Source organism: Mariprofundus sp. KV (assembly GCF_013387475.1).
Taxonomy (GTDB): domain Bacteria; phylum Pseudomonadota; class Zetaproteobacteria; order Mariprofundales; family Mariprofundaceae; genus Mariprofundus.
The window spans coordinates 53,347-79,704 of the sequence record NZ_VWNB01000013.1; the positions used below are offsets into that span (position 1 = coordinate 53,347).

Genomic DNA, 26,358 nt, shown 5'->3' on the forward strand with positions numbered 1-26,358 from the left:
AAATAATAATATTATGTTGCGCTAATTGTGATCTGCATCACGATTTTATGAGGAAGAATAGGAGGATAGCCGTGTCTGGAGAAAAACCCGACGAACAAGAGTACAGCTTTACCGTTGTAAAATGGTTCTCCCTGGCTGCAGTAGTCTACCTTGTGGTAGGTGCGCTGGTTGGAGATTTTATTGCCTGGGAGCTTACATTTCCCGAACTTAACTTTGATAATCCCTACATCAGCTTCGGCCGATTAAGACCACTGCATACCAATGCCGTTATTTTTGCATTTGGTGGCTCAACCTTGATGGCGACAGCTTATTATATTGTGCAGCGAACGTGTCATGTGCGTCTGTGGAGTGATAAACTGGCCTGGTTCACCTTCTGGGGCTGGAATGCAATTATTGTTGCAGCAGTAATCACCTTCCCACTGGGGCTGACACAGGGCAAAGAGTATGCTGAGCTGATCTGGCCAATTGATATCGCTATTGCCGTTGTCTGGCTGGCTTTCACCTTCAACTTTATTATGACCATCGTCAATCGCAGGGTATCCCATATCTACGTAGCTAACTGGTTCTTCCTCTCCATGATGGTGATGATCACCATCCTGCATGTGGTCAACTCACTGGCTATTCCGGTTACCCTGACACACTCCTATTCCATCTACTCCGGTGTTCACGATGCCATGATTCAGTGGTGGTGGGGCCATAATGCGGTGGGCTTCTTCCTGACTGCGGGTTTTCTCGGTATCATGTATTATTTCGTGCCCAAGCAGGCCAATCGTCCGGTATTCTCCTATCGACTCTCTGTACTGCACTTCTGGGCACTCTCATTCGGTTACGTATGGCTGGGTGCGCATCATCTGCAGTACACCGCACTTCCCGACTGGACCGGTTCACTCGGCGCAGCTGTATCGATGGCGATGATCATTCCATCATGGGGTGGTGCGATTAACGGTGTGATGACCCTCTCCGGTGCATGGAACAAGCTACGTGATGATTACGTATTACGTTTCCTTGTTGTCTCACTGGCGTTTTATGCCATGTCCACCTTCGAAGGTCCGGTGATGTCGATCAAGACAGTAAATGCCTTGAGTCACTACACGGACTGGACCATCGGTCATGTGCACTCCGGTGCTTTGGGTTGGGTGGCGATGGTCTCTATCGGTGCGATCTACCATATGGTCACCAAACTTTGGGGTCGCGAGATCTATTCGGTGAGTCTGGTCAATACACACTTCTGGATTCATACCATCGGCACCATCATCTACATCTGTGCGATGTGGGTTTCCGGCATCATGCAGGGCTTGATGTGGCGCGCTACAGACGACTACGGCAATCTGGTCTACACCTTTGCTGAAACCGTATCAGCGATGCATCCGTACTACGCATTGCGCTCTATCGGTGGTGTGCTGGTGCTGCTGGGCTCTCTCATCATGCTCTACAACATCATCAAGACAATCAGTGGTGCCCGTCAGCCTGTTTCTGCAGCTGCGGAAGCCAAGGCTTAAGGGGGTATTCAGATGTCATTTCAGGAAAAACTCGAAAAAAATGTCTGGGCTCTGCTCCTCATGATTGCACTGGTGGTATCGGTAGCAGGTATTGTCGAGATCGTGCCGCTCTACTATCTCGATAACACCATTGAGAAGCTCAACAAGGAGGAGGACGGTATTCGTCCTTACACTGCTCTGGAACAGGAGGGGCGCGATATCTATGTACGTGAAGGCTGCTATCTCTGCCATTCACAGATGATTCGTCCGTTCCGCGATGAGAAAGAGCGTTATGGTCACTACTCACTGGCGGCGGAGTCGAAATTTGACCATCCGTTCCAGTGGGGCTCCAAACGTACCGGCCCTGATGTGGCGCGTGTGGGTGGTAAATACTCCGATGAGTGGCAGATCCAGCATCTGAAAGCACCACGCTCGCTGGTACCTGAATCGGTGATGCCAGGCTACCCGTTCCTGGCGGAGAATATCGTCGATCACACACTGACAGAGCGCAAACTGCGCGCACTGGCAGCTGTGGGTGTGCCCTATACAGAGGCTGATTTTGCCGGTGCCGCTGAGGCGGTGAAAGGCAAAACCGAGATGGATGCCATCGTCGCCTATCTGCAGGTGCTTGGAACGATGGTGAAATTCCAGGAAGGGAGGGATTATCGTGAGTGATTTCTTCTCCACCGACTGGTCTGCCATGACCACCACCGACTGGACCGGACTGACCATTCTGCTGGTCATCTCAGGCCTTATGACAGCGGCTTATTTCACCATTCTTAAGCCAGCTAACCGCGATAACTTTGAACAGCATCGTGATTTCGTCAATCACGAAGATGATATGGAACTCGACCGGGAGGAGAGACATGGACAAGCATAATCAATCCAATAAACCTCAGGATACCGGACATGAGTGGGATGGTATCCGCGAGCTGACCAACCCGCCTCCGCGCTGGTGGTTGATCTCGTTCCACATCGGCTGGATCTGGTGCATCATCTACTTCCTGCTCTACCCATCCATTCCACTGATCAACGGCTCCAATGAAGGCCTGCTGGGTTGGACTCAGATCAAAGAGTTCAAGGAGGCGGTGGTTGAGAATGAGGCGGTCAAAGCGCCGTATATGGCCAAACTCAAAGCGATGAGTGCCGGTGAGATTATGGCTGATGCCGAACTGCGCAACTTTGCCGAGTCGGCGGCCAAGGCTGTATACGGCGATAGCTGTGCAGCCTGTCACGGTGCTGGTGGCGAGGGTGCAGAAGGGCTCTTCCCCGTGCTGGCGGATGATGACTGGCTCTTTGGCGGTGATATCGACACGATCATTGAAACCATCACTGAAGGGCGTATGGCTGATATGCCAGCCCATGCCGATATGCTGGAATCTGATCAGATCGAAAAGCTGGCTGACTTTGTAGTGGCTCTGCCCAGAGGTGAAGCGACACAAGAGGGTTGGGCACTCTTTGAAGAGGCCGGTTGCATGGGGTGCCATGGTGATAATGCCAAAGGTGGTGCACTCAATGACGATACATTCTCCGGCGCTGCCAACCTGACCGATCAGGTGTGGCGCTTTGGTGGCAGTCGTGAAGCGGTGCTAAGAACCATCCGTTACGGTGTGAATCAGGAGGATATCGCTGAGACACGCAGTGCGATCATGCCTGCTTTCGGTGTCAAACTGACACCTGAGCAGATCAAGATACTGGCCATCAAGGTGCATGCGATGGGCGGCGGCAAGTAAAACACACGATGCAGGGAGAGGTGACTCTCCCTGCACTGTTTGTGTCTATTGAAAAAACTCAGAGGAGAACAACATGGATGCAGTCGAAATAGGTGTACTCATCAGTATGGTCTTCGTTTTGGCTATTCTGGTCTACGGGATGATTTGGTTTTATAAAATCATCAACTCAAAAGATTAATAATTTTCAGATGAGCATATTCATCTTTGGCTTAACAGATCTTCGCTCCTTCCCTCACCTGAAGGGGAAGGCGTGAGGGATCTGAGACTTCTTCGGAGGAGATCATGAGCGAAAACAGGCAGGTCAGTGACAGCATCGACGATCTCTATGCCGACACGTTGCACTACCATGTGAATACCGGTGGTGAGACGATTCACGCCAAGCGTATGCCGGGGCGTTTTCGCAATCTTAAATGGTTGAGTATGAGTAGCTGGCTGCTCTTCTTTATCAGCCCTTATCTGCAGTGGAATGGTCATCAGGCACTACTATTCGATATCCCGGGACGTAAGTTTTATCTCTTTGGCATCACCATCTGGCCGCAGGATATCTGGATGCTCTCTCTCGTGCTTATTATGCTGGCGATCACGCTGTTTGGTGTAACCGCTGTAGCTGGGCGTCTGTTCTGTGGTTACTTCTGTTTCCAGACGGTCTGGACCGATATTTTCACCTTTATTGAAGATAAAATCGAAGGCAGTCCCATGCAGCGGCGCAAGCTGGACAAGGCACCCTGGTCGGCAGATAAAATCCGCAAAAAAGTTATTAAACATACCTTGTGGATTCTTATCGCCATCCTTACCGGCATCACCTTTGCCGCCTATTTCACCAACTCTTTTGAGCTCTGGCATGACTATCTGACCCTATCCGCCTCGCTGATCGCCTGGGTGGTGTTGGGGCTGTTTATTGCCGGCACCTATATTCTGGCCGGTTTTATGCGTGAGCAGGTCTGCTTCTGGCTCTGCCCCTATGCACGTATACAGAGTGTGATGGTGGATAAGGATTCGATTCTGCCGACCTATGACTACCACCGTGGCGAGCCGCGCGGTAAGGTGAAAGGGGGGGATGAGAGCAGCAAGGGTGACTGTATCGACTGCAAGGTGTGCGTTGGTGTCTGTCCGACCGGTGTCGATATTCGGGAAGGGTTAAGTGAAGGCTGTATCACCTGCGGCATGTGCATCGATGCTTGTGATTCGATTATGGACAGGGTGAATAAACCCAGAGGTCTGATCCGTTATCTCTCGCAAAAGGAGATGGAGGGGGAGAAGCTTCCGCCACTGTTCCGGCGTCCGCGCGTGATCACCTACAGTACCATCTTCATGCTGGCCGTAGCAGGTATTATCTATGGTCTGGCAACTATTCCACCGATTGAGCTATCCATCGTACACTCTCGGCAACCGCTGTTTATGCGAATGTCTGACGGTTCGATTCAGAATAAGTATACCATCAAGGCTGTGAATAAACTTGAGACAGATCAGCGCGTCAGCCTGAGTGTGCAGAGCGGCTCCGGTAATATCCGGCTGGTGGATGAGGCATATTTCAGAGATATCACCCTTAAAGCCGGCAAGCTGGTGCCGTTTAGCATCTTCCTGCTCGCGGATCCCGACACTTTGAAGCAGGAAAACAGCGACGTGCGGTTAACCATTCAGGGTATCACACAGCCGGAGATTACCGTAACCTATGATTCGGTGTTCGTCGGTCCAAAAGGCAGATAGGAGCGTTTTATGGCAGCAGAACTACATTTGAAAGAGGATTTCAGAAACCCGTGGTTCCTCGGTATTCTGGGGCTGGTGGGTGTTGCCTTGGCAGCCACGATATGGATGGCGGTGATTGCCGGTCAAACCAGTCCGGGTCTTGTCTCTGAAGATTATTATGAGAAGGGCAGTAACTACTTTAACAAAACACCTGAGCAGAAGAATCTGCCGCAGTGGCGATTGAATCTGATGACGCCGGCCAAGCCCAGGGTGGGGCAGTCCCAGACCTATCGCCTCTATGCAGTGATGGAGAGTGGTAAACCTGTCAGCAGCGCTTCAGTCACTCTCTACGCTTACCGCCCAAGTGATGCCAACGCTGATTTCAAGCTAACCATGCAACAGCTTGATCCCGGCTCCTTTAGTGCCGTTGCCAGCTTTCCTCTGCCGGGAACCTGGGATCTGATTGCCCAGATTCAGGCCGATGGAAAACAGTTTGATGTGGTGCAGCGCATATTTGTAGAGAACTGATCCACAACTCACGTTTATGAGTCAGACAACCCCATGTTTCCACTGCGGCCTGCCGGTATCGGAACATTCGGGCTGTGAGGCTGAGATCAATGGAGAAAAACGAAGTTTCTGCTGTGCCGGTTGCCTGACCGTCTGTCAGGTGATTCATGACTCGGGACTGGACGCCTTTTACTCTCGCCTGAACTACCGGAGTGCTGAGGCACCACCTCCTGAACAGGTCGCTGATCTTGAGCAGTATGATCTGCCTGAGTTGCAGAGCGAATTTGTACGTGATCTTGGTGAGGGCAGAAAGCAGGCACATCTGCTGGTGGAGGGTATTCACTGCGCTGCCTGTGTCTGGTTGATCGAGAAGGGGCTTGCAGCTATGCCCGGTATTGAGCTGGCCGAGGTGAATCTGGCACATCAGCGTCTGAATCTGCGCTGGGATAGCAGTAGCGTGAAACTCTCTGCCATCATGTTACGACTGGGCAGGCTGGGTTATGCCGCTGCCCCGTTTAATGCTGAAGCGGCCGAAGGGTCGCTGCAGCGCAGAAACCGCTCACTGCTCTTCCGCATGGCTTTTGCCGGTTTTGGTGCGATGAATATCATGTGGATCTCTATTGCGCTGTATGCCGGTGATTTCTCAGGCATTGATGAGCAGCATAAACAGTTCTTCCAGCTGGTCAGCTTCTTTATCGCCACGCCGGTTCTGCTCTACTCCGGATGGCCATTTTTCCGCTCTGCACTACTGGGTTTAAAGCAGTGGCGGTTGACCATGGATCTGCCGATCAGCATCGGATCATTGAGTACCTATGCCTACTCCTGCTGGGTTCTGTTGCAGACAAGCGGTGAAGTCTATTTTGATACGGTGGTTACATTCCTGTTTGTGATACTCATTGGCCGTTATCTGGAGGGGCTCTCCAAACGCAATGCATCTTCTGCCGCCCTGCGTCTGCTGGAGTTGCAACCCAGACTTGCCACACGACTGCTTGATGGGCATGGGGGGGAAGAGCGTATATCAGTGCGTAAATTACAGATTGGTGATCGGGTGCTGGTGCGACCGGGAGAGAAGGTGCCTGCTGATGGTGTAGTTCTTTCAGGTGAATCCTATGTCGATGAATCGATGCTTAGTGGTGAGTCCAGGCCTCTGCATAAAGAGAAGGGCGCATCTGTGGTGGCCGGTTCGATCAATGTCGATGGTTCACTGACTGTTGAGGTTAGCTTGATTGGTGCAGATACCACGCTTGCCCGTATTGTTGCACTGGTGGAGGAGGCACAGGGCTCCAAGGCCGCGGTGCAGCAGCTTGCAGATCGTATTGTACCGTGGTTTGTTGCCACAACCCTGGGGTTGGCATTGATCACCTTTCTCTACTGGCTTAGAGGCGATTTTGATAGCGCACTACTGGCGGCAGTCTCGGTATTGATTATTACATGCCCCTGTGCACTGGGGCTGGCGACACCGATGGGTATCGCAGTTGGTGTGGGGGCAGGGGCCAAACGAGGGGTGCTGGTGCGTCATGGTCAGGCGCTGGAGTCACTGGCATCGATCACGCATGTGGTTTTTGATAAAACAGGTACGCTTACCGAGGGCAGTATGCGGGTGGCAGATGTTTCAACAGGTAACGGTTATGAGCCTGAACGCTTAATCGCTCTGGCAGCGGCAGTGGAAAGCCACTCGCGCCATCCGCTTGCTGCAGGGATTTGCGCTGAACAGAAAGGGGCTCGCTTAAGCTGCAGTTCATTTGTCTCCGAATCGGGACTGGGCGTGAGTGGTGAGGTAGAGGGGCAGCTCGTGATGATCGGCAATGCGCGTTTGATGTTGCGAGCCGGTGCTGCGATTGATGAGCAAATGTTATATCAGCAGCAACAGATCGAGTCAGAAATGGGGGTGGCCCTGTTTGTTGCCGTGGACGGGCAGCTGGCCGGACTGATTCATATGCAGGATCGGATTCGTGATCAGGCACCTGGATTGGTGGCACTGCTCAGAGCGCAGGGGCTTGGTATTACTGTGTTGACCGGTGACTCCAGAGAGGCTGGCAATAGTCTGAAAGCGGAGTTGGGTGAAATGGTGGTAAAAGCCGAATTGATGCCAGAAGATAAAGAGGCTGAGATCCGTGCTCTGCAGCAGAAGGGAGAAAAGGTGTTGATGATCGGTGATGGCGTGAATGATGCACCTGCACTGGCGCGAGCAGATGTCAGCATGGCGATGGGTTCGGGTATGGATGTGTCGATGGAGTGCTCCGATATCGTGCTGGTTGGCAGTGATCTTGGCCGTGTCGGTTTTGCCATCGCGCTGGCAGAGAGAACGCTCGCCACGATTCGTCAGAATATCGCCATTTCGCTGGCCTATAACCTGATTCTGGTGCCGGCTGCGATGGCTGCGATGGTGACACCGGTCTTTGCTGCGATTGCCATGCCGATCAGCTCACTACTGGTGATTGGTAACGCTATTCTGATTCGCAGGCGAGTAGGGGGATTTTCAACATGAACTTTGAGATCAGCGAAGAGAAGAAACGCTTGGCACGGGTTCCGCATAATCTGTTTGTACTCAATATTCTGCTCTTTAATCTGCTGCTAACACCGGCAGCCATTGTCCTGGATGTGGGCATGTACGGGTTCCTTATTCCGCTGATCTGCTCCCTGTCTGTCATACTCTATATATATCTGCGTTCTTATAAGCAGGACGACTGGTATGTCGAGATGCACTGGCGCCTCTCATTCAGGCGCTGTCAATTTCTGATGATCGGATACGCTGTGACTGCACTGCTGGTGGCAGTGGGCTGGTTAATCAGTTTTAGTGCCAATGATGCCAAGATGGCCGAGATCATGTTTACGGCTATTTCACGTGTAGCGGTTGTGCCTACACTGCTGGCGGTAATGGCAACTGTGGTGCTCGAAGCAGGGGGCTATCACCTGATCAACAGTGGCAAAGTGCCGGATTGGCTAATAAAGAAATTCCCACCGCCGGAAAATATGAGGCTATTCGAATGAATTCGGTTGCTGCAGGATAGAGCCATGGATGTGATTTTCGGATTGATTCCCGCTATGATTGTATTGGGACTTATTGGTGTCCTGATTTTTTTCTGGGCAGTAAAGAGCGGTCAATATGATGATATGGAGGGGCCTGCCCACCGGATTCTCGATGATGATGATATGCCGGAGAAAAAAGATCGAGTTGATGACTTGCCAAAGTGAATCGGCTTCCTATAATCCGCGCCTCGTCAGACGGCGCTTTAGCTCAGTTGGTTAGAGCGGTGGAATCATAATCCATGTGTCCGGGGTTCGAGTCCCTGAAGCGCCACCATACAAGCATCGCAGGATGCACCACTAAGCCCAGTAATCGTTATGATTGCTGGGTTTTTTCTTGCCTTCATGTCGCACTAAGGCGTATGATGTATCACTAAAACCCGTGTTTGGATGCGAGTTAATGCACGGGTTAAGAAGATGCGGGTTCAATTATTCAGTATTAAACCCGTGTTGTAGGCGGCAGATATGATCATTTCAACTGACATGCAGGTGAAGGCTGCACAGCTTCCTGACGGCAAGACGAAAGTGAAGTTCTCAGCCGGTGCAGGCTTGTACCTACTCATCAACCCGTCAGGTAAGTATTGGAAGTACGCATACAAGTACGACGGTAAACGTAAGGAAGCATCTCTTGGTGTATATCCCAATACCAGTTTAAAGGCTGCAAAGGTTAAGCTGCAGGCCATTAAGGTATTGTTATCAACCGGCATTGATCCGAACCAGCAGAAGAAGGAACTGCGTCAGGCAAACATTGCTGCTGCTATCCAGAAGAAGGAAACGAGTATTGCCGACTCAAATACTTTCGAGGTCGTGGCGTATGAGTGGTTAGATGTCCGATCTGCTGAATGGGTCGACTCACATTATCGAAAGCAGGTTGGTCGGTTACAGCGACACATCTTTCCAGTCATCGGTTCTATACCAATTTCTCAGCTCAAGCGAGATCAGATAGCCGACGTCTTGATTTTTATATCCAAATCAGGGTCTCACGATATTGCGCGGCGTATGACGCAGGTGACTCGTAACATTCTCAACTATGCCTGTAACCGGGGATTGATTGAGGCTGTACCAATGGGAGATATGAAAGCTGTACTTCCAGTGCCTGTATCAACCAAAATGCCTGCGATCACTGACGCCACACGTATTGGATTGTTGCTCAGAGCCATCCACGGTTACGATGGAAGTTTTGTCGTATGCCAGGCATTAAAACTGTTGCCGTTACTAGCTGTGCGTGCTGGTGAGTTCAGGACAGCTGAATGGAAAGAATTTGATCTTGATGCTGCACTGTGGACTATCCCCGCTGCTCATCGAAAACTCCCCAAGCTTGCCAAAGAAAACCCTGTGAATGTGCATTTTGTACCGCTCTCCAAGCAGGCTGTGGTTTTATTTAAAGAGCTTCAAGAAGTTACAGGTAGAGGGAAACATGTATTTCCATCTGTACGTGGCGATGCTCGGCCTATGAGTGAGAATGCTATTAACGTGGCTTTGCATGCGATGGGGTTCGATGACATGGTGGGGCATGGGTGGCGCTCTGTGTTCAGTACCAGTCTGAATGAGCAAGGGTTTAACCCCGATGCCATTGAACGCCAGCTAGCACATGTTGAGAGGAACTCTGTTAGAGCGGCCTACAATCGCAGTGACTACTTGACTGAGCGCACTAAGATGATGCAACACTGGTCTGATTATTTAGATAGTCTGTGCGCTGGTGCTGATGTCATTTCTATTGGTCGCAGTCATGGATGATTTTGGTGCAGAATGGCTTAAACTAAAGCAAGATAAGAGTATGTCAGCGTATAACCGGTCAGTTAAAGTCCTAGAATTCAGTATGATGGATAGAGATCAATTCATTGACAAAATAAGTCAAATTACCCCAATGATGAAAGACGAATACATGTATGCTGTTGTTGATGCAGTTCAGGGTACATTCGAGCCATATGTTCGCCAGCGTGTCCTATTAAACCTCGCAGCATGTCTTATCGAACAGGGAAGGACGATTCCTCAAAAATTAGCAATAACAACAGCCTTATATCTACGAGGTGAAATAACACTAATCAGCGACGGAAAAAATAAAACAAAGATGCGAAATAATGCACTTGCTCAAGCAGTTTATGACGTGGTTGAAGCGCATGATATTTGTCCGACTAAAAACTCTGCAAGTAGTGATATCAAATCAGCATGCGATATTGTACATGCTGCATACAACGATCATTACACCCCTCACATTAGTATCGATGTTGTTGAGTATGCATGGAAAAAGCTCAGGAATACTGTAGGAAAAAAAACATAAATTCATTTCCCATGAGTTAGTGCTTGCCCACACAGAGAATTGCTCCACACCTCATCAGTAAGAGGTAAGGAGCATAATAATGAAGCATTACCTACGAGCAGATCAGATAGCTGAAAGCCTCTCAGTTTCTACATCAACAGTATGGAGGTGGGTTAAAGTCGGCAAACTACCGCAGCCATTTCGGCCAACACAAAGAACCACATTATGGGAAGCAAGTGTTGTGCAGAAAGCCGTCGATCAAATGAGTAAATCATGAATCTTATTACTCTCAAAGAAGTACGATACCGACGATGCGATAGGTGTAAGCGCAGCTATCCTCTTGCATCAATACCTCCTGAAATGATCAACCACAAAGAGACTAAATACCTGCAACACAGTCAACAACACTGTGCAGTGTGTCGCCGAGATGAGTCATGATCACGCTAAGTATTGTAAACACTAGTGCTACAGCAAAGCAGCAGATAGCCCAGAACAGTACTATGACATTCCAGCAAGTATCAGACCTGCTGAGTGGTGTGACAGTAGGTCTGAAAGATGGCTCATACTTCATGCGTGGCGCATGCAATGGCCAACGCTCTGAAGGCAACATGGCTGGTAGCGCTGATGTTCTTATAATAGATGGCGACAGCAGCATGAATCCTAATACTGGAGAGCTGAACGAGACCTCAGCGCCTCACCCTCAGCTTGCACACACAGCTCTGAAACAAATGGGTCTAAGCCATGTGGTCTACACGACACACAGTCACATGAATAATGGTAAGGGTAATCGTTGGCGTGCTGTTGTCCCAACTAGCAAGCCCTACACCAGAGCAGAGCTAGCAGCACTTAACACTGCATTGCACACAGAGATGCAGGCTGCTGGTTGTCATGTCGCTCACACGAAGGAGTCAGACACTTTTTCTCAACCTTGGTATTTACCTCGTAAGGCTTCTGAGGATTCTCCATTCGAGTACTTCAGTTTCGTAGGTGCCAGCTTTGATGTGGCTGTCGAGGAGACGTCAGTACCAGATGATGTATTGAAAGCATTCGAGCAGCTAACACGCGGGGACACTCCTGCTGCAATCACAGAGTTTAACTCTACTCATAGCTTGTTGGATGAGTTGATCAAACACGGTTACAAGGCAAGTAGGAATAAGCAACGTTGGATCCATCCAAACAGCACTTCTGGATTGGCTGGCTTATGGGTCTCACCAGAAGGCAAGATCTGCTACTCTCACAATGGCAACGATCCTCTTTGTGATGGGAAGGCTCATGACGCGTTCGATGTCTGCCGTATCCTTGAGCATGGCGGTGATATGTATCTTGCTCTGGCTGGTAACTGGCCAGCACCCGAAGCTCTTCCGAAAGCATTGCTACCTGTTGAGAAGTTCAACACAGAATGGCTTCCGAAAGCATTCAAAGCTTACACCGAGGATGTGTCACAAGTAATGCAGTGCCCTGTCGATTATGTGGCGACTACTTTGATGGCATCGCTTGGTGGTGTGGTTGGAAACTCATGCAGCATCTATCCGAAACAACATGCTAATTGGAAAGTGGTTCCTAACCTATGGTCTGCTCTGATCGGTAGACCCTCTATGATGAAATCCCCTGCTATGACAGCAGCGATGAGTGGTACTACAGCTCTGGTGACTGCTGCTCGTGAAGAGTTTGCTCAAGCCTTATCCGAACATGAGCTGAGTGAGATGGTTCATGAAGCTCAGAAGGATAAGGTGAAAGCATCAGTCAAAGCTGCAGTGAAGGCTGGTGATTTTGTAAATGACATCTCTCTTCCTGATAAGCCACAACCTCCAGCTGAGAGGCGCTATGTTACCAACGCTGGTTCGGTAGAGAGAGTCATCAAACTACTTGAGCAAAACCCAACAGGAATCATCCAGTCTCGTGACGAGTTGGCAGGGTGGTTCAGATCAATGGAGAATAGTAACAATACCGATGCTCGAAGCTTTTGGATCGAGTCTTGGAATGGAGCTGGATCAAGCTTCTCTTACGATACTGTAACTCATGGGCACATGCATCTCGAAGTGGGACCATGTGTTAGTGTGATGGGTACGATCCAACCAGGGCCTCTGTCGCAGATGATCAACTCCGCAGATCGAGGTGGGGCTGATGATGATGGTATGCTCCAACGCTTCCAGTTGATGGTGATGCCTGATAGAGCAATGGACTGGTCCTATGTCGACAGACAGCCAAACCCGTTCGCAGCAGATGCGATGCAAGAAGTTTTCAAGTCTGTTGTTGAGCTATCGGGCGAGCTACGGTTTACAGAAGAAGCACAGCCTGTCTTCATCAAGTGGTATACAGAATTGATGTTGAAGACGCGTGATGAAGAACACCTGGGTCTTGAATCTCACATGTCTAAGTATGGCCAGTTGATGCCAGCCTTAGCTCTGCTGATTCACTTGGCTGACTCAGGCTTCTCTCCTGTTAGTGCAGATGCTGCGGAGAAGGCGGTTCACTGGTGCAGGTATCTCGAGTCTCATGCCAGACGTATCTACGCGTTGGGTAAGAATGCTGGAGTTGATGCAGCGATGAAGGTTGTAAAAATGACTATTGATCGTCGGTTGCCAAACCCGTTCAAGATTGGAGAGCTACAGCGCAAGAAACTGGCGCTCTTGTCTGATGCCTCACAAGTAAAACAAGCTCTGAACCTACTTGAGACATATGGGTGGGCAAGGATCCAACCTGTGCAAACTGGAGGTAGACCTTCAGAGCTTTGCTACATCCACCCACAAGCGGAAACAATCCTGAAATGCCCCGATAGCCCCCCCACTAAACCCACTAAAGCCCTTTACGCCCCTTTAGTGGGTGGGGTGTCTGAGCATTCTGAGGAAATAAGCTTCATATGAAACAACACCAGTAATGTTTTCACACGAAATGAACACATTTAAAAAAGGAGAAATAATATGATTGAAAAACTACGGCAACAGTTGGAAGTGGAGAGTTCTGCAAATATGATTGCAGAACTAATGCTGCAGAGAGGTTGCTCGAGGGATGAGGCGCAAGAGTCGATCAGGGTCGCTGCCCATACAGTATCCATGCGGTTGATGAAGGAGGCCGAGGAGAGAAGGGAGCAAGTGGCAAAAAGCTTAAGCGGTACTGCCAACTCAATCGTTGCTGCTGAATTGAGAAGGTTGGCGATTGAGGCCGGAATAGATCCTTCACTGGTTTGTGTACCATGTCATCGTTAACACCTTCTGAGAAGGACGACATTACACTGAAAAAGAACCTGTACGAGCTGGCGACGGGGACAAAGCTGTCAGGAGTGCAAGAACAGACATTACTGAATGTGGCTCGACTTGCTCCGGCAACGGCGAATAACTTGGACTGGGCAGTGCAGCAAATGGCATCATACAAACCACAGGATGCCCATGAGAGCATGCTGTGTCAGCAGATGATAGCCCTGAATACAATGGCGCTAGACTGTGTCTCACGGGCGATTGTGGATGGCCAGACGCTCTATGTAAGAGACATGCATATTAAACATGCAGCTAGGTTGATGGGCACCTTCGCTAAGGTGTCGGCTGCACTCGACAAACACCGTGGCAAGGGACAAACCATTGTTGTGAAGCATCAGCAGGTGAATGTTGGAAATGGGGGGCAGGCTATCGTTGGTGATGTGTCTAAAGGGGGATGCTCTGAAAAAGGTGAGTAAACCCTATACACCGTTTGCAAACATCCGCTACTGTGGCGCTAAGGCGAGATCTACTGGTAAGCCTTGCCGAGGATCAGCGATGCATAATGGACGTTGCAGACTGCACGGAGGCGCTAGCAAAGGTCGACCAGTCACCTCAGGTAAGTGGACAAAAGAATCACTGGAGCAGCGGAAAAAGGTGAATAGTTTAATTCGAGAGACTAAGGGGACACTAGAAGGTTAAGATACAGTATTACCTGCCAGCACTTTGAAAGAAAACCACTGCGCTAGCGAAACAAATTAACCCTGATATACATGCATGCAACCAAAATGGGATCGGGATGAGCATAAAGATATTAATAGGCAGGGTGAGTAACACTCCTACAACAAAGCTCATAATGGCTATTCCCACCAAAGTGTTTGTAGCCCAGATGTCGAATTGAGGATAAGTTTTACATAGCTTTGATAGTAAGCCCCAAAGAAGAACTATCCCGGATAGGAATAAAATAGATGTAGTTTTCACCCCGTTGTTCCCGTAATTGTTTTCGTACGGTATAACGAGTTCTGATACGGCAATGCCTGAAAAAAAAGCGATAAATAATAAAATCGTTGCAATCGGCAGCATCTTTTCATTCATTGACCTCTCCTTAAAAAAACATCCTTGTCAGTATAGCTTAGGGTAAACTATGCTCAATAGCATACGGTAGGGGAACATTATGGATATCTTCAATAAGATCTGGCGACGCAGAGGGCGGCCGACTAAAGGTTCTAGTCAACAAAGTGAAGAGTACATTTCCTGCATCACTCGAACTGATAGAGATTACTCTGAGCTCCTCACACAGGGAGATGTTGCGATTAAGTTTTGGCTTCCTGAGATAATGGATACCATTCTTGATGAATCCTGTAAGCTACTCGACACAACAAGATCTGATTTGATCCGCCAAGTGCTTTTCACCTATCTATACGGTAGATATGACTGGCTGGGCATGGTTGAAAGAAGTGAAACTCATTATCAATTAAACCAAGAACCAAAGGTCTTTTATCAAAGGACTATTCCAAATCTTACTCGAGATATGGGTAAAAATACCGAAGACTTAAAGGTGTGGATCCCGAGTAAAATGAAAAAAGATATAGAGGCACTTGCAGCTAAGACTGACATTTCTCTGTCTGAGATGATCCGAGAGATCATGATATCTACGATGATCGGACATACCTACCTATCCGCCAGAGATGAATTACTGCAGATGAAAATAGAAATCGAAGATTTCGTCGCTCAATAATGTTCCCCTACGGACAACTTTGACTCCATTGTGAAGAAAACCTTATAGTCGCTCCTGCATTAAGAGAGAGCTTGTTTCTCACCAACCTGTCTTCTCCGATAAGGTGGTCTAAATGATGCGGCCATGCACCGGCAACGACAAGGAGATGTATATGTCTACAGAAGAAAATATATTGAGTGTATATGAGTCGGCAAAGACTACACTTTTTTCGGCTTGGCTTGGCAGGGAACCAGTCACTTATGAAGAGCTGCCTTATCTAAAGTCAGCACTTAAGTTAATCACAGGTAATGAAGATCCAATTCCCCCTCTGAATTGTTCGATCCTTGATGCCGAAGTGGGTAATTTATCCTTGGAGAATGCTGACCCTGACTTACTACCAGTGTGGGGGCTATTGAGTGATTCAGGCTGCGTTAAACGAAAGAAGCCTACACCTAAGCCAGCAAATCAATTTGAAATATATCAGCCTTTACATTTACTGAGTGTCATTGTTGGTGAAGATCATGAGGATGGAATGAATTTGGAGTTTGTGTACTTTTCCACGTGGATTTCCTCCGTTAATAAATATGTTGTGGCACGTGCCGCACCGATGACAGATATAGTTGAGAGCCCACACGTAGCGATAGGTTCTATTGGTCCTGATGATGATATGTTTATGTCAGTCAAAGATCTTTTGATAGAGGATTGGTTAAAGCTGCGCGAGTACTTGGATATCGAAAGCCCCTGGATAGTTTCACGAGAGGGTATGATTGACCAAGCGGCTGCAGAGTTGATCGCAATGGCTGTCTGGTCAGAAAAGGAAGAGCAGGCCTCCCCCCAACAGTGTTGGCCCTACAGCGCCAGTGAAAAAGAACTACGTTCATACTTGAATAATATGACTCAGGGAAAAAAACAAAAAATCCTGAGTGAAATGAGTCATGAAGAGTTGTGTTCAGTTATATGCAATATGCATTGATAGTTATTTCGGTCCATTTGTCGATGACGATCGGACGGAAGGGTAGGAGTGCTTAAATGCTCGGAGCAATAGCTGGAGATATAATTGGTAGTCAGTTCGAGAAGCATAATTATCTCGGTAAAGACTTCGATCTATTCAATCGTTTCAGCCACTTTACTGATGATACTGTTCTAACGGTTGCGACTGCATATGCGCTACATCATGACAGAGATTATGCATTGGCCTATCGACTTTTTTTCTATAAGCATCCCCATCGAGGATATGGCCCAAATTTCAGACAATGGGCTGCGGGCCGCATATCGAATCCAACCAGCCAGGGTAATGGTGCAGCCATGAGAGTAAGTCCTATTGGTTGGGCATTTGATACTCTTGAAGAGGCACTGGATGAAGCAAGGCGTTCAGCCTCTGTGAGTCACAATAGTGAACAGGCGATAGTAGGGGCGCAAAGCATCGCTGAAGCGATTTTCCTTGCACGAACTGGCTTGGGCATTGATGAAATCAAACAAGCTATTGAAAGGCGCTATGGCTATTTATTTTATCGCAGTATTGATCAGCTTCGAGGTAAAGTTAAAGGCTGCCTGAGTCAGGATACTGTGCCAGCTGCATTGCAGTCACTTTTTGAGTCTACCTCCTTTGAAGATGCTATTCGAAATGCGGTTAGCATTGGTGGTGATAGTGATACAATTGCAGCTATCGCTGGGAGTATTGCTGAGGCACTTTACGGAATCCCTGATGATATTCAGAGACAAGTGATGGATAGACTGGAAAGTGGCTTGGCAGAGGAGGTTTTATGCTTCAAGAAGTTGACGAAAAGAAACTGTCTAAAATGAAACATCACCTCCACTCGATCATTGATGAATGGTTGGGGAATGATATTCCTGAAGAGGGAACTGAGGATTTTAATCGATGGCAGTCTATGGAGTCTGAGCTGAATTCAATAGCGTCCTTAACAGACGTTGTGGATTACCTAAACAATCAAGATTACGATGTAAAAGAGTTCCTAGAGGAGTTTGGGATCGATTATGATGATATTGAATAATATCTATTAGATGCAGAAGGCAATCAATTCAACAGGCTGTTGCAATAAGCCTGCAGGCCAGTGCAATCCAAACCTGCACCTTTCTAAGCTTTGGCTAATTGTGACATTTGCGACCGGCCATAAATGGACAGTCAGCAACCTTTCTGTAAAAGTCGATAAATACCGCTCAGGAAAATAAGGGCGTATGTAGGGGCGTAATACATGGATAATCATAAACACGTATTGCCGAGCTAGGTGGAGCGAGCGTAATGAGCAAAGTCATAACTATCAGCCTCACCATTCCGCTAAGCAATGAGGGTTGGGGTGGGCCATGTGTAACCTTCTATAAGTGGATTCCAGAAGATGCTTCCGATGCGATAGTTGTAGGTGAAGGCTCGAAAGAAGTTTCAATTAATATTGATAAATCGTGCGTCTCCAATTTGGGTGAAGTCACAGATGAACTCATAAGCTCTTGGGCAAATATTTCCGTATCAAAATTGAATATTGAGGTGACATTAAAAGACGTCGACGATGATCTGTCTCGCTTCATATACGATGAAAGAGAAAGCCGAAAAGAAGTTCATCACGGGCTAAGTCCAGAAGATCACAGATTCGATGGTTTGAAAGAAAGATATAAGAATTTAGGGATTGAGGTTGCTGAACTTGCTCTTAATTCCTTTAATCGAGTTGTGTCTTATGCGCGAAATGTTAAAGGCCAATACTGGTTAACTGAGCATAAATTTAATCAAAATAGACTAAACAGTTTAAATAACCAATTTCGAGCCAAAGTAAAGATTGATAATGGCGAATGGTTTAGGTGGTGCCCACCCAGTATTGACTGCATGACTGTTTATTCTCAAGGCGATGAAATAGCCATTAAGCGCGATGAGTGGAGTAGCGTTTCAGAGTACGTGATAGGGAAAAATAGGCCAAATTTGATATTTGAGCTTCTCGCCAACTCAAGACAGTTATTCGATAGTGGTTATATGCGAAGCAGCATCATTGAAGCAGTGACCGCAATAGAAGTTTCTGTTTCAAACTTTGGTAAATATGCGAATGTGGAAATGCTGTCAGAAATTACTCAGACGGGGCGTATAGATATAGATAGTATTGGTAAACAAATACACCATTTAGGGACTTCTGGATCAATTAGATACTTGATTCCCTTGTTGTTTCACGAAGATGTATTGCCAAACAGTGTTCTATCTAAATGCTACAAGGCACTTGAGGTTAGAAATAATGTTATTCATCAGGGGCAAAGAGGTGTTTCTTCCAGTTTAGTCAGGGAAATACTACGAGAAGTTACAATCTTTTGCCGGACTTTAGATACTTTTACAAGAAAATGAAGATATCTACCTCACAAAAAGGTCCAGAAGATATTTAAAAACCAATAGGTTAGAGTTGATTGATATTTGATTTACCCTTTCCGAATGTCCGAGATTGCCCGACTTTTGCCGATCACGACAGGCGACTCACGGCCACATATGGACATTCAGGTTTAATGGGTTCTAGTCACACGAAGCTCATTACAGCTCAACTAAATTTCGCCTAGTTTCTATTCCTCGCTTTCATTTTATTCTCCTTTTCTAGTTGAGATACGGTTGCTGCTAAAACGCTCATAGAGACACGGCAAAACAAACAGTGTTAATAGCGTGGATGAAACGAGGCCACCTACCACTACGGTTGCAAGTGGTCGCTGGATCTCAGAACCAATGCCTGTAGCCAGCAACAACGGAATTAGCCCCAATGCTGCGATCATGGCGGTCATTAATACGGGCCTTAAGCGGCTCTCAGCACCATGTCTAATGGCATCAACCAAGTCATGCTCGTCAAGATGACGGTTAATCGCATCGACCAGTACAACGCCGTTAAGCACCGCTACTCCGAACAAGGCGATAAAGCCGATGCTGGATGGTACTGATAGATATTGACCCGAAACTAACAGAGCCAGAATCCCGCCAATCAGAGCCATCGGAACATTGAGCATAATAAGTGCCGCTTGCCCGACAGAATGGAATGCAAAATAAAGCAGCAGGAAGATCATGAGCAGTGACAGTGGCACCACCACCATCAACTTAGCTTGAGCTCGTTGCTGATTCTCAAACTGACCACCAAACACCACCGTATAACCTGGTGGAAGATCGACTTCATCTTGAATACGTTGATCCAGTTCAGCCACAAGGCTACCCATATCACGCCCTTCAACATTGCTCTGAATCACTACGCGACGCTGCACATCGTCACGCTTGATCATTGGAGGCCCTTGTTCTACCCCAATAGAGGCTACATCTTCAAGACGAACCCATGCACCGCCTGGAGATTGTAAAATCAGGCTACCAATCGATTCACTGTTATGACGATAGTCTTTAGCCAACCGCACATAGATATCATACCGCTCGTTGCCTTGAATCACCTGTCCGGCAGAAGCACCACCAATGGCATCCGCAACCAAGCTCATCACATCATCTACAGGGATACCATATCGATCCAATTTACTGCGATCAGGACGAACCACCAACTGAGCTTCTCCCTCAATTTGTTCCATCTCTACATCGCGGGTGCCTTCCACACTTTTAGCCACTGCTTCGATTTTCTTGCCCATTTCAGCAAGCACTTTCAGATCAGGCCCGAACAACTTAATCGCAAGTGCCGCCTTCACGCCTGACAACAATTCATCAACTCGCATGGCAATCGGTTGGGTAAATGAGACCAAAATTCCGGGCACCACTTCCATCTCTTCACGCATCAAATTTTGCAGCTCTTTCCTGTCGCTTGCACTGGTCCATTCTGAGACAGGCTTCAGGCCAACAAATAGCTCTACATTGGATACCGGTTCCGGATCTCCACCTATTTCTGAACGACCTGTTCTGGCCGAGACATAAGTAATCTCCGGATATTTCTCGATTAGTACCCGCTCCAGCTTTTCACCAACACCTTTGGCATAACCAAGCGAAGAAGATGGTGCTAATGTAATGCGAATCGCCAACGTTCCTTCTTCGAGTTCAGGCACAAACTCAGTGCCCAGAAATGGAACAGTGGCAAGCGTAACTACGAAGGCTACAGCTGCACCACCAACCACGGCTTTTCGCGCATTCAGTGCAGATTTCAGCAGGCTATGATAGATGCGAGCAATCGGTGCCAATATAGGGCTGTCTTTGTGAACCACACCTTTGGTAAAGGCATAAGTTGCCAATACAGGCATCACAAACAGAGCCACCAGCAAGGAAGCAAACATGGCAAAGCAGATGGAGAGTGCCATTGGCGTAAACATCTTTCCTTCCACACCCTCAAGAGCGAACAGAGGTGTGAATACCAGCAGAATGATCAATACGGCAAACAGCACCGGGCGCGCAACTTCTTTCGAGGCTTCGGTAATACGCAGTGCTACCCCACGTTTTTCATCCGGCAACTTTTCCAGATGTTTGAAGATGTTCTCCACCATCACAACAGAACCATCGACCATCATACCAATGGCAATAGCCAAGCCACCAAGACTCATCAGGTTGGCTGAAATACCGTAATGTTGCATTACACCTAAAGCAGCCAGAATTGAGATTGGGACCGATAGCAGTACCAGTGCTGCTGCTCGCATATTCATCAGGAACAGGAACAGCACGATGATGATCAGAATGAACGCTTCCAGCAGAGCTTTTTCAACTGTCCATACTGCCTTGTTAATCAAATCAGACTGGTCATAAAAAGGCTGAATGGTCACGCCCTTTGGCAGTGCCTTCTGTACGATTTCCAACCTTGATTTAACATCATCAATGGTGTTTTTGGTGTTGGCACCAAATCGTTTGAGGGTAATGCCTACGACGACTTCACCAAGCGAAGTGATTTTTCCGTCATCTGATCGCTCAGTCATGGTGACTGCGCCCTGTCGAATTTCACCACCAAAAGCCACAGTCGCGACATCTGACACACGAATAGATGTGCTATTCACTGTTTTGACTGGAATCGCTGCAATGGCTTTCAAACCCTCTTCACCACCGGGAACCCAGCCAACACCGCGAATCACCAACTGTTCATCACCCTGAGGTAGATACCATCCACCGGCATTGCGATTATTGGCTTCGATGGCTTTTGCTACATCATCAACATGCAGATTGTAGGAGAGCAATTGTTCAGGGTTCAGTTGCACCTGATACTGACGCGTTTCTCCACCATAAGAGAGGATGTCTGTTACGCCTTCAACTGGCATTAGCATCAACTTCACTACCCAATCGTTGAGAGCCCTGAGTGTCATCGCATCATAGCCGGCATCCGGAGCCGACTTGATAATATACTGGAACACCTGACCAAGACCTGATGTGTTTGGCCCGATTTTGGGTGTACCCGCCCATGCGGGCACGGTCTGACTGGCATCCTGCAATTTCTGGAATACCAACTGCCTGGCGAAATAAATATCAGTGCCTTCCTTAAACACGACAGTAATCACTGATAGTCCCGTTTTGGAGATAGAGCGTACCTCTTCAACGTCCGGCAGTGCATACATCACCGCTTCAATCGGATAGGTGATCAACTGCTCCACTTCTTCAGAGGCCAAACCCTCGGCTTCAGTATTGATCTGCACCTGCACATTGGTCACATCAGGAAATGCATCGAGATTCAATTTAGGCACCACGAACAATGCATAAGCCATTGAACCAATTAATAATAATAGAATCAGAAGGCGATTATTAATCGCCGCATCAATCAATTTGCTAAACATGGATGCACCTCAATGGTTGTGTGCTTCAAAGCCGGATTTCGCCAGCTCTGAAGCAAGGACAAATGCGCCCTTAACAACAACAGATTCACCCTCTTTCAGACCTTCAAGAACTGGAACGAATCCCATGTTTGCTTTACCAACACGGACTTCCCTTCGCTCAAAAAGCCCCGGCTCTTCCTCAACAAAAACAATTAACTCGCTTCCTTGTCGTTGAATGGCCCCCTCAGGCAACAACAATGACTCTTCACCTGAACCAGTTTCAATCTCAGCACTCACAAACATGCCGGGATGCAAAGCATCTTCAGGGTTCTGTACTTCAAGACGCACACCCACGGTACGTGTCGTCTTGTCTAACTGATGATATACGTTGATGACCTTAGCTCTGTAATGCTTTGAATTGTCTTTCGTCGATACAACTGCTGAACGTCCTTTTGTTATACCATCCATCTGAGACAGAGACAGTTTGACCTCAACCCAGACAGTTGATTCGTCAACGATCTGCATCAACCGAGTACCAGCAGCAATGTGCTGACCTAAACGGAATTCATCTGCCACGATCGTTCCTGAACTTGGGGCATAAAGGGTTAACTGACCATATTGGCCCGAACGCATCAATGCGCCGATTTTCTTGGATGACAGGCCATACGAGGAGAGTGCGGCACGAGCTGCTGCAAGGTTCGCATGCGCGGCCTGATGCAAGCTAGTTGCCTGCTGCAGGCGCGCTTGTGACACAATCTTTTCTTTAGCCAGGGTTTCAATGCGTTGCAGATCCAATTTAGTTTTACGATGTTCCGCTTCAGCTCTCAGGTAATCAGCCTCAGACTGTGCCAAAGCTGAACTGGTAAGCGTCACCAGCTTTTGTCCTTTTTTCACATCATCACCTAAACGCACATGGCGAGCATGAATAGCACCATCAACCAGGGTGGTGATATCCGCTAGTTTATAAGCATCGAAATCCACGCTTCCTGGCGCATTGATGGCCCGCACTTCAGGGCGGATCTTAACCATTTCACTTTCTATACCTGCTTGCTTGATCTGGGCTGGAGTTAACTTGATAGCTCCTCCACCTTCTTCCTTTTGATCATCATGCCCTACGTGAGCATCAGACTTTTCCTTGCCACGACCATCTTCTTTAGAGTTATCAATGGATTCATGTGCATGACCAGCTTTATCATGGCCATGATCTTCTGCGATGGCAGGAACACTGATAAAAAACACCAGTGTTGTTATTAAAGCAATCAATGTTTTCATTCTTGGATTCCTTGGAGAATATATTCTGGATGTCCCAGCACTTCAGCCAGGTGAATTCGGGCCAACCAGCCCTGTTTAACTGTTGCTGCGGAGTTAATGCGTGATTCAAGTATCTGATTGATATGCAGGACTAACTCTTCGATATTCAATTCACCAGCATCGAATGCAGCCTTGGCCAAATCGATTTTATTTGTAGATGAAGGACTGCTCTCCACTTCATTCAAAGCTAACAAGGCATTCATAGCAGTGGCGTGGTTATACAGTGCTTCTTGTACTTCGAGTTTCACACGCTGTTCAAACCATTCCAACTCAGTTTGCTGTGCTGATGCTTGAGACAGTGCAGCCCGATAAGCGCCGTCATGACTGTTGAAGAGAGGAATCGGCATTGATATGCCCAACGAATAGAGTTTATCACCGGATTCTCTACCAGCCGTTAATCCAATGGTCACATCTGGAATACGCTGTGCCTTTGCAAGGTCGGCTTGAGCTGAGTGTTGAGCCAGCCGTTGCCGCCTGGCGGTAATATCAGGCCTAGAATTCATAGCAATCTCAACTGGATTAGCTAAGGGCTGCCAACCTACGAGCAATTTAGGCAACTCAGGTTGAATCTCTTTAATCTCACTGCCGGCACCAACTGCCATCACATATCTACTCACGTTCATGGCATGCATCTGCTTAGCTTGGGCTTCAGCATTGATAGCCTGAGTCAATGAAGCTTGGGAAAGGTTTACATCCAGTTGGTTGGCTTCACCAAGCTCCATCTGCCTTGAAAGCGCCTTGTGCAACTGTAGCAGTGTACCCGTTTGCTGATTTCGCCATGCAAGTTCCCGCTTTGAAAAGTAGAGCCCTACAAATGCCTTGGCTGCATTTAAAGAGACCTGTTGATACTTGGCATCTGATTCCAGCTTAACGGCCTCCAAAGCCGCCTGAGCAGACTGCTCGCGGTACTTTTGCTTGCCACCAAGCTCGATCCCTTGTGACAACGTGACGTAATAATCATTTGATGAGCCACCGCCATTCAATCTTCGGCGTTGTGGCTCAACAGAAAGCTCAGGGTTATAAGCATAAGAGCTTTGCTCTTTAAGTTCCCCTTGTGCTCCGTCGATCTGCATTTTGGAAATCTTTAGCATTGGGTGTTGCTCTACAGCAGCATCCATTGTTGCCTTCAGTGTTACACCATTAGCATAGAATGGGTGAATGCATAATAGCATTCCGGTCATTAAATATCGTGTTCGCACAGTTTCCCCCTGTGTTGTTCTTGAATTGATTAATTAGGGGAAGCTGATTCTCTGAAATAAATAGCAACAAGCGCAGCCTAAAAAGGCTGTCTGATTTCTGATTATTGGAAAATCAGCTGTGTCGTGCTTTTGGAGGGTGTTCTATTAAGAAGGAGAGGTTCTTCATATGAAGTCCCGCCAATACAAAGTGTTGAGGCGTAGAAGCTACTGGTGTCGTAGAATCAATCTGTTCCTCATCAGTCATTGTAAACGAATGTGATGCGTGAACATGGCATCCATGATCGTGTGAGTCTTCTTCATGATCAGCGCCATCATCATGAAGATGCTCTGCAACATGACTCTCATCAAAGCCTGCAGCATGCACATGAATATCGAATCCGCATGTGAATACAGAAAGCTGTAAGGCAAAGAAAGCCATAAAGGCCAAAACGCGCATGGCTTCAAGATAAGGTTCGACATCCCCTTTGACAAGGGGAGTGCAGTGGGACCCAGAATTTTAGACCTTCGTAATTGCTATAATCAGATATATTGAATGTCCGATTTTGGCCGACTACTGCCGGTCGCCATGTTGCAACAGGATCCAGGTTTGGATTGCACTGACCTGCAGGTTTCAATTGCAATGGGGTGTCGTTTTAGACTGCAATATGCACTCAGCTCCTATATCTGCCGGAATCCACCTTAATCAAGCATGGAAGGCCCCATATTCTTCTTCAGCTCGATATGAATCAGTAAACACACAAAAACGACTCTATCTTGGTCCGCGGTCTTTTTGCTCGGTTGAGATAAACCTTTTAACCCCAGACCTGTGTTTTCACACACTCTGGCCGCAAACAGCCATTCGGCAATGTTATTAGGTGTGATTTACTTCTCATACGAGTGACGTCAGAAGAGTTAGCCATGCTAGATGATTAACCAGTATCGAACGGGTTAATCGACGGGTTAAATTAAGACAAAAAATATGGTGTGTTGATTTATCTATATAGTCGGTGGCCTGAAGCGCCACCAACAAAGAAAGGGCCAAGTAACTTATGTTACTTGGCCCTTTTGCGTCAGGACTGCATGAAACCGGATCAGTAGAGCTTAAATATTCAGATCCATTTTGACCTTACCTGTTGGGGTGAATTAAGCTAAAGTATAAATATGGAACACACCTCTGTGGTAAGCGCTGTGGTCTGGAGCATCTTTAGTCTCCTGCTCGTTGCACTTTTCATTCAGTTCCTGGCTCAACGTATCCGCATGCCTTTCACTATTCTTCTTGTTCTGGTCGGCATAGGCCTTAATTCACTGGCTAAACTTTATCCCGATAGTTTTGGCATCTTTCAGGCCCTGGAGATATCTCCGGATATTATTCTCTACGTCTTTCTACCTGCCCTGATCTTTGAATCGAGCTACAATCTTGATGCCCGGCGACTGATTCACAATATCGGTCCGGTTCTGACACTGGCCCAGAGTGTGTGAAAACGCAGGTCTGGGGTTAAGGTTTATCTCAACCGAGCAAGAAGCCCAAGATAGAGTCGTTTTTTTGTGTTCACTGATTCATATCGATCTAAAGAAGAATATGGGCTTTC

26 protein-coding genes, 1 tRNA gene and 1 riboswitch are annotated in these 26,358 nt (G+C 47.7%); of the genes, 22 read left to right on the top strand and 5 right to left on the bottom strand.

All coding sequences use genetic code 11. From position 1 onward, the window contains the following. The first annotated feature begins 71 nt into the window (after positions 1–71). The 16 genes from ccoN to F3F93_RS12765 all read left to right on the top strand — a co-directional run bounded on the left by ccoN (position 72) and on the right by F3F93_RS12765 (position 14,584). Complete coding sequence (gene ccoN / locus F3F93_RS11000) at positions 72–1,499, top strand: cytochrome-c oxidase, cbb3-type subunit I (protein ID WP_347239249.1); 1,428 nt, start codon at positions 72–74, stop codon at positions 1,497–1,499. A 12-nt stretch (positions 1,500–1,511) separates the two neighbouring features. After that, on the top strand, positions 1,512–2,153 hold the full coding sequence (gene ccoO / locus F3F93_RS11005) for a cytochrome-c oxidase, cbb3-type subunit II (protein WP_176959239.1): 642 nt from the start codon (positions 1,512–1,514) through the stop codon (positions 2,151–2,153). Beyond that, a complete protein-coding gene (locus F3F93_RS11010) occupies positions 2,146–2,358 on the top strand; it encodes a CcoQ/FixQ family Cbb3-type cytochrome c oxidase assembly chaperone (protein WP_347239250.1) in 213 nt (70 codons plus the stop codon). Before ccoO ends, F3F93_RS11010 begins: the two co-directional genes overlap by 8 nt. Beyond that, positions 2,345–3,211, top strand: coding sequence for a cytochrome-c oxidase, cbb3-type subunit III (gene ccoP / locus F3F93_RS11015; RefSeq protein ID WP_176959240.1), 867 nt, complete (start codon positions 2,345–2,347; stop codon positions 3,209–3,211). Before F3F93_RS11010 ends, ccoP begins: the two co-directional genes overlap by 14 nt. A gap of 282 nt (positions 3,212–3,493) precedes the next feature. Then, on the top strand, positions 3,494–4,918 hold the full coding sequence (ccoG, locus tag F3F93_RS11020; RefSeq protein ID WP_176959241.1) for a cytochrome c oxidase accessory protein CcoG: 1,425 nt from the start codon (positions 3,494–3,496) through the stop codon (positions 4,916–4,918). A 9-nt stretch (positions 4,919–4,927) separates the two neighbouring features. Beyond that, the gene (locus F3F93_RS11025; RefSeq protein ID WP_176959242.1) at positions 4,928–5,425 is read left to right on the top strand and encodes a FixH family protein; all 498 of its coding nucleotides are present in this window, start codon (positions 4,928–4,930) and stop codon (positions 5,423–5,425) included. A 16-nt stretch (positions 5,426–5,441) separates the two neighbouring features. Then, positions 5,442–7,892 carry a heavy metal translocating P-type ATPase gene (locus F3F93_RS11030; RefSeq protein ID WP_176959243.1) on the top strand — a complete coding sequence of 817 codons (2,451 nt, stop codon included), beginning with the start codon at positions 5,442–5,444 and terminating at the stop codon, positions 7,890–7,892. After that, positions 7,889–8,395, top strand: coding sequence for a hypothetical protein (locus F3F93_RS11035; protein ID WP_176959244.1), 507 nt, complete (start codon positions 7,889–7,891; stop codon positions 8,393–8,395). Before F3F93_RS11030 ends, F3F93_RS11035 begins: the two co-directional genes overlap by 4 nt. Before the next feature lie 24 nt (positions 8,396–8,419). Then, positions 8,420–8,599 (top strand): cbb3-type cytochrome oxidase assembly protein CcoS, encoded by a 180-nt coding sequence (gene ccoS / locus F3F93_RS11040; RefSeq protein ID WP_176959245.1) that lies wholly within the window; start codon positions 8,420–8,422, stop codon positions 8,597–8,599. Positions 8,600–8,631: 32 nt separating this feature from the next. Continuing rightward, positions 8,632–8,708, top strand: a tRNA-Met gene (locus F3F93_RS11045). Positions 8,709–8,896: 188 nt separating this feature from the next. Continuing rightward, entirely contained in the window at positions 8,897–10,168 is a 1,272-nt protein-coding gene (locus F3F93_RS11050) for an integrase arm-type DNA-binding domain-containing protein (RefSeq protein WP_176959246.1), read from the top strand. After that, on the top strand, positions 10,137–10,712 hold the full coding sequence (locus tag F3F93_RS11055) for a hypothetical protein (protein ID WP_176959247.1): 576 nt from the start codon (positions 10,137–10,139) through the stop codon (positions 10,710–10,712). Before F3F93_RS11050 ends, F3F93_RS11055 begins: the two co-directional genes overlap by 32 nt. Before the next feature lie 413 nt (positions 10,713–11,125). Continuing rightward, a complete protein-coding gene (locus F3F93_RS11065) occupies positions 11,126–13,555 on the top strand; it encodes a YfjI family protein (protein WP_176959249.1) in 2,430 nt (809 codons plus the stop codon). A 57-nt stretch (positions 13,556–13,612) separates the two neighbouring features. Continuing rightward, positions 13,613–13,897 carry a hypothetical protein gene (locus F3F93_RS11070; protein ID WP_176959250.1) on the top strand — a complete coding sequence of 95 codons (285 nt, stop codon included), beginning with the start codon at positions 13,613–13,615 and terminating at the stop codon, positions 13,895–13,897. Positions 13,898–14,049: 152 nt separating this feature from the next. Then, positions 14,050–14,361, top strand: coding sequence for a hypothetical protein (locus F3F93_RS11075; RefSeq protein WP_176959251.1), 312 nt, complete (start codon positions 14,050–14,052; stop codon positions 14,359–14,361). Next, on the top strand, positions 14,324–14,584 hold the full coding sequence (locus tag F3F93_RS12765; RefSeq protein WP_347239251.1) for an HGGxSTG domain-containing protein: 261 nt from the start codon (positions 14,324–14,326) through the stop codon (positions 14,582–14,584). The genes F3F93_RS11075 and F3F93_RS12765 overlap by 38 nt, the downstream gene beginning before the upstream one ends. Positions 14,585–14,593: 9 nt before the next feature. Here F3F93_RS12765 and F3F93_RS11080 read toward each other — a convergent pair whose 3' ends face one another. After that, positions 14,594–14,977: a hypothetical protein gene (locus tag F3F93_RS11080; RefSeq protein WP_176959252.1), complete on the bottom strand. Its 384-nt coding sequence runs from the start codon at positions 14,975–14,977 to the stop codon at positions 14,594–14,596. Between the two features lie 79 nt (positions 14,978–15,056). Between F3F93_RS11080 and F3F93_RS11085 the strand changes: the two genes are divergently transcribed. The 5 genes from F3F93_RS11085 (at position 15,057) to F3F93_RS11105 (ending at position 18,936) form a co-directional block, all read left to right on the top strand. Then, positions 15,057–15,620: a hypothetical protein gene (locus F3F93_RS11085; RefSeq protein ID WP_176959253.1), complete on the top strand. Its 564-nt coding sequence runs from the start codon at positions 15,057–15,059 to the stop codon at positions 15,618–15,620. Positions 15,621–15,671: 51 nt separating this feature from the next. Continuing rightward, a riboswitch (SAM-I-IV-variant riboswitch) is annotated at positions 15,672–15,769 on the top strand. 2 nt (positions 15,770–15,771) lie between these two features. Then, positions 15,772–16,572: a hypothetical protein gene (locus tag F3F93_RS11090; RefSeq protein ID WP_176959254.1), complete on the top strand. Its 801-nt coding sequence runs from the start codon at positions 15,772–15,774 to the stop codon at positions 16,570–16,572. A 56-nt stretch (positions 16,573–16,628) separates the two neighbouring features. Further along, positions 16,629–17,402, top strand: a complete 774-nt coding sequence (locus tag F3F93_RS11095) for an ADP-ribosylglycohydrolase family protein (protein WP_176959255.1) — start codon at positions 16,629–16,631, stop codon at positions 17,400–17,402. Beyond that, a complete protein-coding gene (locus tag F3F93_RS11100; RefSeq protein WP_176959256.1) occupies positions 17,363–17,611 on the top strand; it encodes a hypothetical protein in 249 nt (82 codons plus the stop codon). Before F3F93_RS11095 ends, F3F93_RS11100 begins: the two co-directional genes overlap by 40 nt. A gap of 248 nt (positions 17,612–17,859) precedes the next feature. After that, positions 17,860–18,936, top strand: a complete 1,077-nt coding sequence (locus F3F93_RS11105) for a hypothetical protein (RefSeq protein ID WP_176959257.1) — start codon at positions 17,860–17,862, stop codon at positions 18,934–18,936. Positions 18,937–19,163: 227 nt separating this feature from the next. Here the strand turns inward: F3F93_RS11105 and F3F93_RS11110 are convergent, their stop codons facing one another. The 4 genes from F3F93_RS11110 to F3F93_RS11125 form a co-directional block, all read right to left on the bottom strand. Next, the gene (locus F3F93_RS11110; RefSeq protein ID WP_176959258.1) at positions 19,164–22,301 is read right to left on the bottom strand and encodes a CusA/CzcA family heavy metal efflux RND transporter; all 3,138 of its coding nucleotides are present in this window, start codon (positions 22,299–22,301) and stop codon (positions 19,164–19,166) included. A 9-nt stretch (positions 22,302–22,310) separates the two neighbouring features. Next, positions 22,311–23,552 carry an efflux RND transporter periplasmic adaptor subunit gene (locus tag F3F93_RS11115; RefSeq protein WP_176959259.1) on the bottom strand — a complete coding sequence of 414 codons (1,242 nt, stop codon included), beginning with the start codon at positions 23,550–23,552 and terminating at the stop codon, positions 22,311–22,313. After that, positions 23,549–24,772 carry a TolC family protein gene (locus F3F93_RS11120; RefSeq protein ID WP_176959260.1) on the bottom strand — a complete coding sequence of 408 codons (1,224 nt, stop codon included), beginning with the start codon at positions 24,770–24,772 and terminating at the stop codon, positions 23,549–23,551. The genes F3F93_RS11115 and F3F93_RS11120 overlap by 4 nt, the downstream gene beginning before the upstream one ends. Positions 24,773–24,902: 130 nt before the next feature. Further along, the gene (locus tag F3F93_RS11125; protein WP_176959261.1) at positions 24,903–25,226 is read right to left on the bottom strand and encodes a hypothetical protein; all 324 of its coding nucleotides are present in this window, start codon (positions 25,224–25,226) and stop codon (positions 24,903–24,905) included. A gap of 704 nt (positions 25,227–25,930) precedes the next feature. Between F3F93_RS11125 and F3F93_RS11130 the strand changes: the two genes are divergently transcribed. Then, entirely contained in the window at positions 25,931–26,248 is a 318-nt protein-coding gene (locus tag F3F93_RS11130; protein WP_176959262.1) for a cation:proton antiporter, read from the top strand. Positions 26,249–26,358 lie beyond the last annotated feature (110 nt).

What these genes read in the sequence shown, in the direction of transcription:
- F3F93_RS11100 (WP_176959256.1), top strand. Translation starts at nt 17,363, where the DNA reads ATGCTTCAAGAAGTTGACGAAAAGAAACTGTCTAAAATGAAACATCAC.
- ccoG (WP_176959241.1), top strand. Translation starts at nt 3,494, where the DNA reads ATGAGCGAAAACAGGCAGGTCAGTGACAGCATCGACGATCTCTATGCC.
- F3F93_RS11090 (WP_176959254.1), top strand. Translation starts at nt 15,772, where the DNA reads ATGTCTACAGAAGAAAATATATTGAGTGTATATGAGTCGGCAAAGACT.
- F3F93_RS11030 (WP_176959243.1), top strand. Translation starts at nt 5,442, where the DNA reads ATGAGTCAGACAACCCCATGTTTCCACTGCGGCCTGCCGGTATCGGAA.
- F3F93_RS11035 (WP_176959244.1), top strand. Translation starts at nt 7,889, where the DNA reads ATGAACTTTGAGATCAGCGAAGAGAAGAAACGCTTGGCACGGGTTCCG.
- ccoO (WP_176959239.1), top strand. Translation starts at nt 1,512, where the DNA reads ATGTCATTTCAGGAAAAACTCGAAAAAAATGTCTGGGCTCTGCTCCTC.
- F3F93_RS11050 (WP_176959246.1), top strand. Translation starts at nt 8,897, where the DNA reads ATGATCATTTCAACTGACATGCAGGTGAAGGCTGCACAGCTTCCTGAC.
- F3F93_RS11125 (WP_176959261.1), bottom strand. Translation starts at nt 25,226, where the DNA reads ATGCGCGTTTTGGCCTTTATGGCTTTCTTTGCCTTACAGCTTTCTGTA.
- F3F93_RS11070 (WP_176959250.1), top strand. Translation starts at nt 13,613, where the DNA reads ATGATTGAAAAACTACGGCAACAGTTGGAAGTGGAGAGTTCTGCAAAT.
- F3F93_RS11120 (WP_176959260.1), bottom strand. Translation starts at nt 24,772, where the DNA reads ATGACCGGAATGCTATTATGCATTCACCCATTCTATGCTAATGGTGTA.
- ccoS (WP_176959245.1), top strand. Translation starts at nt 8,420, where the DNA reads ATGGATGTGATTTTCGGATTGATTCCCGCTATGATTGTATTGGGACTT.
- F3F93_RS11065 (WP_176959249.1), top strand. Translation starts at nt 11,126, where the DNA reads ATGATCACGCTAAGTATTGTAAACACTAGTGCTACAGCAAAGCAGCAG.
- F3F93_RS11075 (WP_176959251.1), top strand. Translation starts at nt 14,050, where the DNA reads ATGGCATCATACAAACCACAGGATGCCCATGAGAGCATGCTGTGTCAG.
- F3F93_RS12765 (WP_347239251.1), top strand. Translation starts at nt 14,324, where the DNA reads ATGTGTCTAAAGGGGGATGCTCTGAAAAAGGTGAGTAAACCCTATACA.
- F3F93_RS11080 (WP_176959252.1), bottom strand. Translation starts at nt 14,977, where the DNA reads ATGAATGAAAAGATGCTGCCGATTGCAACGATTTTATTATTTATCGCT.
- ccoP (WP_176959240.1), top strand. Translation starts at nt 2,345, where the DNA reads ATGGACAAGCATAATCAATCCAATAAACCTCAGGATACCGGACATGAG.
- F3F93_RS11095 (WP_176959255.1), top strand. Translation starts at nt 16,629, where the DNA reads ATGCTCGGAGCAATAGCTGGAGATATAATTGGTAGTCAGTTCGAGAAG.
- F3F93_RS11130 (WP_176959262.1), top strand. Translation starts at nt 25,931, where the DNA reads ATGGAACACACCTCTGTGGTAAGCGCTGTGGTCTGGAGCATCTTTAGT.
- F3F93_RS11105 (WP_176959257.1), top strand. Translation starts at nt 17,860, where the DNA reads ATGAGCAAAGTCATAACTATCAGCCTCACCATTCCGCTAAGCAATGAG.
- F3F93_RS11110 (WP_176959258.1), bottom strand. Translation starts at nt 22,301, where the DNA reads ATGTTTAGCAAATTGATTGATGCGGCGATTAATAATCGCCTTCTGATT.
- F3F93_RS11085 (WP_176959253.1), top strand. Translation starts at nt 15,057, where the DNA reads ATGGATATCTTCAATAAGATCTGGCGACGCAGAGGGCGGCCGACTAAA.
- F3F93_RS11025 (WP_176959242.1), top strand. Translation starts at nt 4,928, where the DNA reads ATGGCAGCAGAACTACATTTGAAAGAGGATTTCAGAAACCCGTGGTTC.
- F3F93_RS11115 (WP_176959259.1), bottom strand. Translation starts at nt 23,552, where the DNA reads ATGAAAACATTGATTGCTTTAATAACAACACTGGTGTTTTTTATCAGT.
- F3F93_RS11055 (WP_176959247.1), top strand. Translation starts at nt 10,137, where the DNA reads ATGTCATTTCTATTGGTCGCAGTCATGGATGATTTTGGTGCAGAATGG.